This is a genomic window from Nonomuraea sp. NPDC047529 (assembly GCF_040642995.1).
Taxonomy (GTDB): domain Bacteria; phylum Actinomycetota; class Actinomycetes; order Streptosporangiales; family Streptosporangiaceae; genus Nonomuraea.
In genome coordinates, this window is the sequence record NZ_JBEYTJ010000005.1 from 132912 (window position 1) to 145063 (window position 12152).

Annotated in this window: 9 protein-coding genes; 6 read left to right on the top strand and 3 right to left on the bottom strand. The window is 63.0% G+C overall.

Translation table 11 applies throughout. The features are described 5' to 3' along the window. A complete protein-coding gene (queC, locus tag ABZ815_RS10805; RefSeq protein ID WP_357696668.1) occupies window positions 1–690 on the bottom strand; it encodes a 7-cyano-7-deazaguanine synthase QueC in 690 nt (229 codons plus the stop codon). A gap of 503 nt (window positions 691–1193) precedes the next feature. Here queC and ABZ815_RS10810 point away from each other — a divergent pair. Then, window positions 1194–1712, top strand: a complete 519-nt coding sequence (locus ABZ815_RS10810) for a VUT family protein (RefSeq protein ID WP_357696320.1) — start codon at window positions 1194–1196, stop codon at window positions 1710–1712. Window positions 1713–2198: 486 nt separating this feature from the next. Here ABZ815_RS10810 and ABZ815_RS10815 read toward each other — a convergent pair whose 3' ends face one another. Next, window positions 2199–3200: an IS30 family transposase gene (locus ABZ815_RS10815; RefSeq protein ID WP_357696322.1), complete on the bottom strand. Its 1002-nt coding sequence runs from the start codon at window positions 3198–3200 to the stop codon at window positions 2199–2201. A gap of 166 nt (window positions 3201–3366) precedes the next feature. After that, window positions 3367–4011, bottom strand: a complete 645-nt coding sequence (locus tag ABZ815_RS10820; RefSeq protein WP_357696324.1) for a transposase family protein — start codon at window positions 4009–4011, stop codon at window positions 3367–3369. Between the two features lie 268 nt (window positions 4012–4279). Between ABZ815_RS10820 and ABZ815_RS10825 the strand changes: the two genes are divergently transcribed. The 5 genes from ABZ815_RS10825 (at window position 4280) to ABZ815_RS10845 (ending at window position 12052) form a co-directional block, all read left to right on the top strand. After that, a complete protein-coding gene (locus ABZ815_RS10825) occupies window positions 4280–6250 on the top strand; it encodes an ATP-binding protein (RefSeq protein ID WP_357696326.1) in 1971 nt (656 codons plus the stop codon). Window positions 6251–7019: 769 nt separating this feature from the next. Further along, on the top strand, window positions 7020–7388 hold the full coding sequence (locus tag ABZ815_RS10830; protein WP_357696327.1) for a transposase: 369 nt from the start codon (window positions 7020–7022) through the stop codon (window positions 7386–7388). After that, complete coding sequence (locus ABZ815_RS10835) at window positions 7385–8308, top strand: IS3 family transposase (RefSeq protein WP_357696329.1); 924 nt, start codon at window positions 7385–7387, stop codon at window positions 8306–8308. Before ABZ815_RS10830 ends, ABZ815_RS10835 begins: the two co-directional genes overlap by 4 nt. 1012 nt (window positions 8309–9320) lie before the next feature. Beyond that, the gene (locus ABZ815_RS10840) at window positions 9321–9854 is read left to right on the top strand and encodes a hypothetical protein (protein WP_357696331.1); all 534 of its coding nucleotides are present in this window, start codon (window positions 9321–9323) and stop codon (window positions 9852–9854) included. A 614-nt stretch (window positions 9855–10468) separates the two neighbouring features. Further along, the gene (locus ABZ815_RS10845) at window positions 10469–12052 is read left to right on the top strand and encodes an ABC-F family ATP-binding cassette domain-containing protein (RefSeq protein ID WP_357696333.1); all 1584 of its coding nucleotides are present in this window, start codon (window positions 10469–10471) and stop codon (window positions 12050–12052) included. The last annotated feature ends 100 nt before the right edge of the window (window positions 12053–12152 follow it).

The following is a 12152-nucleotide window of genomic DNA, read 5'->3' on the forward strand; positions in this document are numbered from 1 at the left end:
TCAAGCCTTCGATGTGAAAGACGGGTCCACTAGACCCAACTCCGCGAAACCTCGCCCACGAAGGAGGCAAGAGTCGCAAGTCTCGCAAGCACGACCGTCGATCGGGTCGTAGCAACTGTGGGTCAGAGAGTAGTCGACGCCTAGATCAAGGCCCCGCTGGATCGTCTGCGCTTTGGTGAGGTTGATCAGAGGAGTGTGGATCTTCAGCTTCTGTGTGCCTTCAACGCCGGCCTTTGTCGCGAGGTTGGCCATGCGCTCGTATGCCTGGATGTACTCAGGTCGGCAGTCGGGGTAGCCGGAGTAGTCGAGAGCGTTGACTCCGATGAAGATGTCAGAGGAACCAAGCGTCTCGGCCCAGGCGAGCGCAAAGGAGAGGAACACCGTATTGCGAGCTGGAACATAAGTGATTGGGATGCCAGCGTCCAGATCTTCCACGCTCTCGTGGTGGGGCACGTCGAGCGCGTGATCGGTAAGCGCGGATCCGCCGAAGACTGCGAGGTTGATGTCGGCGATCACATGTTGGGTGGCACCGAACTCAACAGCTACCTTCTTGGCCGCCTCGAGCTCCTCGGTGTGACGCTGCCCGTAGCGGAAGCTGAGAGCATAGGTCTCGTACCCCTCCTCCCGCGCGATCGCAAGAACGGTCGTCGAGTCGAGCCCTCCGCTCAGGAGCACCACGGCCTTGCGCATATCTGTAGTCACTTGATCGCCCTCTGTTCGCTTGGAAGCCAACAGAAACTTACACCACACCGAACCCGGTAGACATCGTAGTTTCCAGAAGATGTCCCTGCCAACCTGGCCGCAGTCCCCCAGTTCGACGCACCGCCACTGGAGTGCCTCCGCAGGCTGCTTGCGCATCACAGGTGCCAGGCTAGAGGTCATCAAGCGGCAGAACCAGATGACGCCACGAATCGATCAGGCGAAAGTGCGCCCCCTACGCCGGCGGCAGGTGTAGCAGTTTCTTGCGATCCTGACAGCCGCAGCAAGGGAAGTCGTGTACTTGTGACAGCGGGGTTGCCCAGCAAGAAGGTGCCGCCCTTCGCGAGTCAAGATCATACGTTCTATCCGCCGGGCGCAGCATGTCCGATAACAGCGGGATTCACACAGTTGTCGGTGCTGTTGGCTGTACTGTCTGGAAGTTCGCCCTGCTGTCACCGGCCGGGCCAAGCAGCCACTTGAACAGAGAGTAGAACGTGAAGGCTTCCGTAACCGCTGGCAGCGTCGCGCTCATTGCGTACATCGCTACGATCCCTGCGGCCAACCTGGCAGTGACCCACCTTGGCGCGGTCCCTGTGGGCTTCGGCTACCTAGCGCCCGCCGGTGTCTACCTGGTGGGATTGGCGCTCGTCCTCCGAGACCTCAGCCGAGAAGCGGCCGGCCGCCTCGCAGTCTTGGGAGCCATAGCGGCTGGCATCGTCATCTCATACGTGCTGGCCGATCCCGACCTCGCTGTGGCATCAACTGTAGCCTTCGCCGTCGCCGAACTAGCGGACTTTGTTGTATACGAACCGCTTCGACAGCGAGGACTGCTGATCGCCATGGTTGCCTCGAATGCGATAGGCATCATCTGTGACAGTCTCTTGTTCCTACAACTGGCCTTCGGCTCGCTCGAGTATCTCTCCGGGCAGATTCTCGGCAAGGTCTGGATGACCCTTGCGGCTGTCGCAATCTTGGCGCTTCTGCGGCGGCGGAGGAGGAGGGTTGCGCTCTGAAAGTACTGTGCTAGCCTGCGCGCCTCTCGCGCGCACTTGACGATGCGACCGGCGTCGACCACGCGTGGTTACGGACAGGCGAGTGCTCCATGATGGAGAGGATGAGAAGGTCAAAGCGCGCCCTTGCCGCTCGTTCTCAGCGGAGGTCATAGCCGAAATCATGGATCTGTGCTGGTGCGGTGGCCGCTTGGTCAAACAGGTGGCCAAGGACTTGGCCTCACCGGGACGCAGTCCGCCACTGGGTTCGCCAGTCCGATGCTGGTGTCGGTGAGCGCAAGAAGCTGACCATCAGAGAGCGCCAGGAGTTGAGGCGCCGCGGCGGGAGAATCGGCGCCCTCGCGAGGACGTCGACATCCTCAAACGAGCCACCTTAGATTCAAAGAGTCAAGGCAACACATTGGGCCGGGGTTCGGTAGCCGAGGCACTTGCGTGGGCGGTTGTTCAGTCGGGCGGCCAGGGCGTCGAGGTCGGCTTGGCTGTACAGGCTCAGATCGATGCCTTTTGTAGGTATTGCCGGATCAGTTTGTTCGTGTTCTCGTTTGTGCCCCGCTGCCATGGGCTGCGCGGTGCCGCGAAGAAGACGTCGACGCCGGTCGCTTCGGTCAGCAGCCGGTGGCCGGCGAGTTCCATACCGCGGTCCCAGGTCAGAGTGCTGAGCAGGCGAGCATCCATCCGGGAGAACGCCTGCTGCAGGGCGGGGATGACCGTCGTGGTGTGACAGCTGGGTAGCGCGACCATGGTCAGGTAGCGGGACTTGCGGTCGACCAGCGTCGCGACCTGGCTGTTCTTGGCTCCGACGATGAGATCGCCTTCGAGGTGGCCAAGCTCGGTTCGGGCGTTGGCTGCGTCAGGCCGTTCCTCGATCGGCCGTGCCCCGGTAATCTGGGAACGCCACTGGCCCTTGACCGTGTTCTTCTTGTTTTTGCGGATGGGACGGCGCGTGCGCAGCTTGGTGCACAGCTCACGCGGGATCACTTTCCACCGGGTCGTGTAGATCGCGCGGTAGATGCTTTCGTGGCTGATCCGCATGAGCGGATTGCCGGCGTGCATCAGCCGCAGATGTCCCACGATCTGCTCCGGGGACCACTCGTTGTCGAGCAGTTCGATCACCAACCGGCGCAGCACCGGGTTGTCCTGCAGGGCGGACGGTTTTGGGCGACGTGCCTGCTCTTGAGCGCGTTGCTCGGCGGCGACCGCGCGGTACTTGCCTCGGCCACCGTTGCGGGCGACCTCCCGGCTCACCGTGGATGCCGGGCGGCCGATCGACACGGCGATCGAACGTAGTGAGGCTCCGGCCTCGAGGCCGCGAGAGATCGATTCCCGGTCCTCGGCGCTCAAACGGTCGACCCGGCGCACCCGCTCGGCCGACGCGATGCCGCCATGGTGCTTCAGCATCGTGAAAACCGACCCCGGGGGTTTGCCCAGTGCCCGGGAGATCACGCTGATGGAGTCACTGGCGCGCCAGCGCCGCCATAAGTCTTCTTTCATCGCGTCCGACACTCCCGGCCGACCCATCCGAGCCACGATCCACCCATCCACTAGCAGCGTTGCGTTGATCGTCTGAATCTAAGCCTCCGGCGTCCGTCCCGCGCGCACCAACTCCGCCATCTGCCGGCGAAACTCCGGCGGATAGTTGTTCGGCACAGCAGACTCCTTATTCCGGGAACCGGGGTTCCCCAGAGATCAGGTGCCCACCAAACCGGGCCAACTCCACCGGGCCCGCAGCAGAGCTCTTCCTGCCCGTGTTCGGTGCGGAACGACCAGACCGGTATGAGGTAGGCGCGCCATCAGCCAGGGTCGTGACGCCCTCGCAAAGGGCCGGCAGGCCGCAGTCCCGCCACACGTGCGCGTCGGCCTTGTTGCCTGGCGCCGGTCGGCCGGTCGCCATCACGAGCCGGGTGTCGGCATCGATGATGACCTGCACGTTCGCCGAGAACCGATAGTTCCGGCTGGAAGCGCCAACCTCGCGGTCACGCACCGGGATCAGGGTGCCGTCCACGGTCCACAGCCGCTCCGTGGCCTCGGCCGGCCGCCGCGCGGGTTCCAGAGCCAGCAGCGGGCCGAGGCGTTGCATGATCCGGCACATGGCCCCCGGGCAGATCCCTAACAACGGCGCCAGCTGCCGCATCGTGAGGTTGGTGCGGTTGTAGACGGCGACCAGTAGCACCCGCTCCGGCAGAGCAAGACACCAAGGACGCCCTCTGCCCCGCCCCTTGCCAGAACCCTCGCCACCGCGCTCGCGCACCACCCGCAGCAGGTACTGGAACCGGCCCATCCGCAGCCCGGTGAACGGCTCCACCCAGAAAGGGTCAGCCCGTAACACCCCACCCATAAACGGGAGATGCCCGCTCAACTACTTTCTGCAACACCCTTTAGGGTACCGACCTGAACTGACACAGCCCAAGCAATCTCGATGCCGTCACGCACAGCATGCGGGTCGGCTTGACGTGCGTCCCACACCCGACTGTGGGCGGTCTCCCCATCATCCTGTCGTAGCCAACCGTTCGCGATGAGCGATATGGTCGGCTTGAGCAGTTCACACAGTAAGTCTTAGATGAGGGAAGTCGATGGAGATCTATCCCGGGAGCTTCAACCCACTCTCCAAGGGTCCAACGGACGAAAACCTACGTCTGGCTTACGAGCAGAGCCAAGTCCGAAGTGTTATAGACAGCTACCACGGCCGCTTAGATGCATTTGCCGAAGGCGTCCAAAATGCCATTGACGCAATAGAAGCAAGATGGACGGGAAAGGAGATAGAGCAGACAGATGAGGTAGTCGATGCTATCCCTCGGCTTCGCGTAATTCTGAACTTTGATCAAAACGCCATAGAAATTATTGACAACGGAATCGGCATCGACCCTGCGCGACTTGAAGATCTCCTTGAGCCATTCGTAACGGATAAGCGCCTATCAAATGATCCAACCCGTGGCCACAAAGGCGTTGGGACTACATTCCTATCCTACGGCCACCCCCTTTTTGAAATCCATACGAAGACAGAAGACATGGCCGAGGCTGTGGGATATCGCCTAGTTGGAGGCAGGGAGTGGGCAACTGCAGCAATGCTTGCGCCTCCCCCAGACTACACTCGAGTCGACTCCACACATCCTAGCCTTGAAAATTACAAGAGTGGCACGTTTATCAAAGTTGGCTTGAATGATCAAACGAGCCTCAAAAGCATAAGCAAGGTGCTGCACAATTCTGGCCAGATGTGGGCCGAGGTCTTGAGATCTACAACTGCATTAGGCAATGTGGCCCTAGGCGAGAGGATCAAAGATCTGCCTGCATGGATGAGATCTATCAAAATATCGGTCGAACATCCTGATGGTCCATATAGCCCAGACTTCCACTTTCCTCTACCCCATTCGCTCGACTTCGAAAACTCAAAAGAGCTGCAATGGCTACAAAATAATCCCTCCCACAAGCGCGAACATACGATTGTGTATGTAGAGCGCTCACACCAAGCGCTGCGCGCGCTACTCTCAGGGGAACTGGAGGAGCTCGAGAATAGTGAGGATGAGGACGCCAAGGCAGTCCTGGATGCTTTCAACGGTTACCAAGTATCCGTATACGCTTCCCTTGCATACAAAAATACCTATTACGAAGAGCAGTTCCGCAACCTAATCGGCAAGCCTAGCGCGGAGCGTTTTAGTCTAGCCCCGGGTGTCGGCGGCGGCGTGATGATTGCTTCGGTTGGAATGCCTATGGCTAGCTTACAGCCGCATCTGTCCGAGACGATGCAGCCTCAGGAACGGCGTCGATATTTCCTGTTAATCCACTTTAACGACAAATATTCGCCAGATATCGGACGCAAGACCATCCCGCAGGCTGTCGAACCGCTGGTTGCATGGCTTGAAGGCCAACTGCTACGCCTCCTCCGCACGCAATCCCATCGCCTTCTGCGAGACCGGCAATCCAGTACTCGACCTTCAGGATTCAATTTCGCCACTGCCACCGAAGAACTCAATAAGTTAACAAGCCGCATTCAAGAGCTGGAATCACTAGACGACGAGACTAGTTTCGGTGATCTTATCTTCCAGCGGACGCCGCAATGGGAAGAAGAAGTCGTTGCAATCTTCATATCACTTCTGGCTCAGAACTATCTTCCCGGTTACAAGCTGCGCGCCTTGTCCGGAAATTCGGGTCGATACGACTGCTTCTTCGATTATCACCTCAGTATCGGAGATCAAGATCTGGTTCCAGAGACTCTCCAAGTAAATCCACACCAGTTCTCCGGTGACAGCATAACGCTCTCAAGCCGTTGGATGGAGTTCAAACGGGACATTAACTCGTTCGTTGAAGATCTCGAAGAAGAAGCGGGATCCCCTTCAAAAAAATACTTCAGCCATGTGTCGGTGCTGATCACCTGGTCTACCCTGAGCATCACGAGCGAACGATACACGCTCGAGCCAATAACCAAGGCTAATTCCAAGGATCGAACGTTCGTTGGAGCGACGCATTTCTTGATTTCAGAGAATAATGAACATCGAGTAGAGGTTATATCTCTACATAAGGTCGTGGCGACAATTTTCAATTCGTAGGCGCAATCAGGCGTCAGCGAAGGACCACCGCCAAAGACGGTTTCAACCATCCTAACGAGTCAGCCAGGAGGCGGATCTGTAGCGGGCATCTGCAAGTCAGACGGGGCTCCACAAAAGCTTAAGATCTCGAGATTTCAGGTGGTTGAGCAAGTCTTCCCGAGAGTCGACCGAGAAGCTGTAGGATTAGACCGAATCGCGGTGTCAGATTTGCTTGTGGCTGTGCAGCTGTAATCGGCCAGGCGTTGCGAGCCTCAACTTCCCGATCGTTTCTCCGAGATCAGGCCCTAGCAAGGCGGCCTGCTGGCCCTCGTGCGCGATCTGGTCGACGCCGGAGTGAGAGAGTCGAGATGCTTGTGGAGCATACGTTGCCGATGGCCGAAAGCGCGTTGACTGGTCTGGACAGGGGTCCATCCACGAACCCGCGAAGACCCTACGTCGTGGCTGAACTCAAGTAGTGAAGCGCCACCGAGTCCTCCGAGTCGGGCGAGCATCTGCTCATCATGGATGGCATGCCCTCGACGAAGCCGTCGCGTACAGGCGCCGCTCATGCACATCTGGTGGTAGCCGTCGGCCGACCTCGGCCCCGACGCGTCCTCTGCGAGCCGCCAGGCCTGTCCCTCTATTGGCACGCCCTGCTCGGAGATGTCCCACAAGGGCGGGCCATCGTCCAGTAAGCGCGTGGCCTGCTAACCGATCTTTCCGGACCTGATCTGGTGCCGCACTGGGCTTCCCCTCGTAACGTGGAGACCGAACCGGGAGAGGTTTGGTCGTGGCAGGAGTCACGAGACGTCGCTTTGATCCGGAGTTCCGGGCTGGGGCGGTGAGGATCGTCAGGGAGACCGGCAAGCCCGTCGCGCACGTCGCGCGGGATCTGGGCATCAACGAGTACACGCTGTACAACTGGGTGCAGATGGACCGGCTCGCGGCAGGGCAGGCCGGTGGCGACAGCGGAGGCGGGACGCTGAAGGAGTCGGCGGAGGAGGAACTGGCGCGGCTGCGGCGGGAGAAGGCCGAGCTGGTCAAGCAGCACGCCAAGGAGAAGGCGGCCTGGGAGAAGGAACGCACGGAGCTGGAGGACGAGCGTGATGTCCTCAAGCGTTCCGTGGTCTTGTGGGTGAAAGAGGCGATGGGCCGGTGAGCGTGGCGGCCTTCATCTGCTCCCAGAAGACCGACCACGGCATCGACCACGCGACCTCCTGCCGGGCGCTGGAGGTCTCCCAGTCGTGGTTTTACAAGTGGAAGAACCGCATCGGGGCGGACGCACCGACCGTCCGCCAGCAGCGGCGGGCCCGGTTGGATGCGGAGATCAAGCGCCTGTTTGCAGCCTCGGGCGGTACGTACGGTTCACCGCGGATCACCCAGGACCTGCGGGAGGCGGGCTGGCGGGTGTCGGAAAACACCGTGGCCAGGCGGATGGCCGAGCTCGGCTTGGCCGGGCGGGCGCCGAAGAAGCCGCGTTCACTGACCCGGCAGGGCAAGCGGCCGGCCGCGCCGGATCTGGTGCGCCGGAAGTTCACCGCGGTCGCCCCGGACGTGCTGTGGGTCGGCGACGTCACAATGATCCACACCGATGAGGGGCCGCTGTACTTGGCCTCGGTGGAGGATCTGTTCTCCCGTCGGCTGCTCGGCTACGCCATGTCCGAGCATCACGACGCGGCGCTGACGGTCGCTTCGCTGCAGATGGCGGTCGCCACCCGGGGCGGCGACGTGGGCGGGGTGATCTTCCATTCGGACCGCGGCTCGGAGTACACCGCTGCTCGCTACCAGGCCGAGTGCCGCAAGCATGGGGTGGTGCAGTCGATGGGCCGGGTCGGGTGCGCGCTCGACAACGGAGCCGCCGAGTCGCTCAACAGCACGCTGAAGGTCGAGTTTGTGCACCGGCACCACTTCCGTACCAGGGCAGAGGGCCGGCTGAAGATCGCGACCTGGATCGCGGACTTCTACAACGTCAAGCGGAGGCACAGCGCCAACGACGGGCTGCCGCCTGTCACATTCGAGCGTCAGATGATCGAGAAGAGGCAAGCATCATCGGTCCTGGTGAGGGCCGCTGTGGCATAGGACCGTCTCCACGGTTTGAGGGGATTGACACAGGTCATCGGTGGCGCAGCGACGGTGCTCGGCGTCGCTACCCAGATCGCTATGTTGTTCCTCACCAACCGCGTGCGCCCAGACGCTGATAACGCCGTCATACTTCCGCGGCGAGTCGTGACAATCTTTGGCATTGGACTGCCGCGCAGCGCCGCCGCCAGGCCGTACGGCTTCCGGTTCTCGGATACTCGTAGCCCGCGATCCGGGGCCGCCTGAAACCGAGTGACATGGTGGCCACCCTGGACGAGCGCAGGGACATGCGCGGGATGATCTTCTGCGCGGTTAAGGCCGGACGCAGCATCTGCGCAGGTCAGCGCACACAGTCCGGCCGTGCAGCTACCTCTCTCCTAAAGCGGGTGCCGCAGGTTCGAATCCTGCCGGGGGCACTCACCTAGATCGGCATTTATAGCCATCGACCTGCGGTTTCACAGCCGCAGGTCTTTTGTTTTATGGACCTTGATAAGCAGTCGACGGTGTCCGCGTGCAGCCGTAAGACCATGATCAGGGGATATGCTCCAGATGATCTTGAAGACGTTTCCCCAGTTCAGGCCCCAATTTGCCGCCATCTCGACCTCCAGTACCCGCTACAACCGCCCGGACACTGGACCAACGCCACGGATGATCGTGCCAAATACCTGCCTAACCCCTACTGGACGTGCAGCTCACTCGCCGAGCACGCGTCCCCACGCCGGGGACAACCGTGGCCACCAGAGCCCAGCTGGCTGCGATCAGCCCATATGAGAGCCACTGCGGCACTCCTACGGCGTGAACACCAACGCTCCTCGCTCGCCAGAGGGGACTCACCGCAATCTCGACGCTGCCCCGGCAGGTCTCCCTCTCCCTTAGTTCCGGCTCGGTCGAAGGGCGCGTCAACCGCTCGCGTCATCTGTGGATTCTGATGCCAAGCCGGGCCACGCTGGCCCACGGCTTGTCGGCAGATATCGACTGGCTGGTTCCGTGATGAACCTGAACAATCGCTATCGTGATGGGCATCTCCGGCTTCGAGCCAACCTTTCTCGTCGGGCTCGAAGCCATCTGCGAGGAACATGGACCTGGCCTGGCCGCGCTTGGTGGCCGGCGTCTGACGGGGTTCGCGCTCGTGCGCTTCGTCGAGGACGGGGACTGGTTCGCCGACTGCCCCGTCGTCCTGCACTTCGACGGCATCCAGGCGGAGATCTGCCACTGGAAGCTCGATGAGCTATCGATCGGCTGGAACACCATCGACACCACGGCCGCGATCAGCGGCTGGGAATACCTTGAGCAGACGCCAGCCTGGTCCGACACCGACGAGCGCCTCCAGCCCTTCGTCGGCCAGGAACTCCGCGAGGTTGCTCTGCTTGAGTGGCGGCCATCATCACGTCACGACCTGGCGGACGGCACCCTCGCCGTGGAGTTCATCTTCGACACCGGTCGTTTCCACATCGCCAACGCTCTTGATGAGAACAGCATCGATATCGGCGAAGCTCATGCGAATTTCGTGCGACATCGGCTGGGCCGGTGCACGCAACCCAACTAGAGATCGGCCTCCAGTTGATCTCCTTGATCGGTAACGGGGCACCTCAGCCGGGGCGCTGATCTGCCAGGACGGAAGCCAGCGACGGTGGGAACGTCGGCGAACCGGCCGAGCAGCCGTTCCACGGCTGCCTTGCCGTTGCAAACCGCGGGTCGGCCTCGCCCTGCCGCGCCGGCGCGACGCCGACCGAGCGCGCTGAAGAAGCGCTCACGGGATCTGTCCGGCAGGCGCAACCCGTACGCCTTCAACGGCCTCACCCCAGGACCACCGATCCAGCCAGAATCGTCGACCTGAAGGTACGTCGACGAGACCGGCTCGGCGGAGCCCTCCACGAATACTCACATGCCGCTTGAGCTGCGTAGATGACGTTTTCGGCAGGCGCAATGTGCCAAGAACTGCAGGTCACCGTATGAATCGAGCATTCGAGCCCTACACCGGATCGGGGCACCTTGACCAGGGCCGCGAGCGGCCGGCAAGGTGAGCGGCCAGTAAATGGATGGCGGACCATGACGGCCTGTCCATACACTCGGCCTCATGTCTGTGCCCCGAATTTCCTAGCCAGGACACCCGGTTCCACGCCACCCGTGTGTCCTCTAGCAAATCCGGAGTGCAGTCCCATGCTTACCCTACGTGGCGTCGATGTCCGTGCGGGCGCCCATCTCCTGCTGTCCGGCGTCACCGCCCACGTCGCCCCCGGCGACCGCGTCGGCCTGGTCGGCCGTAACGGCGCCGGCAAAACGACCCTCTTGAAGACCCTTGCCGGAGTGCTCCCGCCTGCGGCCGGCGAGATCGTCCGTACCGGCCCCGTCGGCTACCTGCCGCAGGACCCGGCCGCCGCCGACCCGGCCGTCACCGTCCTCGACCGTGTCCTGTCCGTCCGCGGCCTCGACCAGGCGGTCCGCGACCTGCGGGCCGCCGAGTCCGACCTGGCCGAGCGCGGCGACGAGCGGGCCATGGCCCGCTACGTCCGGGTTGAGGCCGAGTTCCAGGCCCGCGGCGGGTATGCGGCTGAGGGCGAGGCCGCCCGCGTCGCCGCCGGGCTCGGCCTGCCCGACCGGGTGCTGAACCGGCCGGTGGGCGACTTGTCAGGCGGGCAGCGCCGCCGCGTGGAACTTGCCCGGGTGCTGTTCGCCGAGCCCGGCGTCCTGCTGCTCGACGAGCCGACGAACCATCTCGACGGCGACTCCATAGCCTGGCTGCGCTCTTTCCTGGCCGGGCATTCCGGAGGCCTGGTCCTCATCACCCATGACACCGGACTGCTGGCCGACGTGGTCAACCGCGTCTGGCACGTTGAGCACGGCGCACTGGAGGCGCGCAACACCGGCTGGCACGCCTACCTCGCCGACCGTGAAGCCGACGACCGTCGCAGGACGCGCCTGCGGTTCACCGCCGAGCGCAAAGCCGCAGCGCTTCATGCCCAGGCCGGCCGCATGCGCTCCAACGTGGCCACTGCGACCCGGGCCAGGGACATGGCCCGGCGCGCGGACCGCATGCTCGCCGAGACTCCCCCGCCCCGCGTCGCCGAGAAGGTCGCCCGCATCCGGCTGCCCGAGCCCGCGCCCAGCGGCCGCACGCCACTCGGCGCGATCAGCCTGGCCAAGTCGTACGGCGGGCGGCCGGTGCTGGCGGGGGTGGACCTGGCCGTCGACCGGGGCAGCCGGCTCGTGGTCCTGGGGCTCAACGGCGCGGGCAAGACCACGCTGCTCAGGCTGCTGGCCGGGTACGAGCGGCCCGACTCGGGACGGGTCGTGCACGGGCACGGGCTGCGGCTGGGCTACTTCGCCCAGGAGCACGACACGCTCGACCCAGCGCACACGGTCGGACAGCACCTGGCCAGCGCCGCCCCGCACCTGAGCGACGGCGAGGCCCGGACGGTGCTGGGGTCGTTCTTGTTCAGCGGCGACGACGTGGACAAGCCCGTCCGGGTGCTGTCGGGCGGGGAGAAGACCCGGCTGGCGCTGGCCGGGCTGGTCAGCTCCCAGGCCAACGTACTGCTGCTGGACGAGCCGACCAACAACCTCGACCCGGCCTCCAAGGCCGAAGTGCTGGCGGCTGTGACCGCGTACCTGGGCGCCGTAGTGATGGTCACGCACGACCAGGGGGCCGTCGCAGCGCTTCGGCCGGACCGAGTGCTGCTGCTGCCCGACGGGGTCGAAGATCTGTGGAACGACGGCTACGCCGATTTGATCGCCCTGGCCTGATCACGCCGGCTCCTCGGTCACGGTTTCGATCGCCATCCTGGGCGCCTCGGTTGTGAAGGCGCCGTCCCGCCCGTACACGAACGGGCGGGGCGGCGGTTGC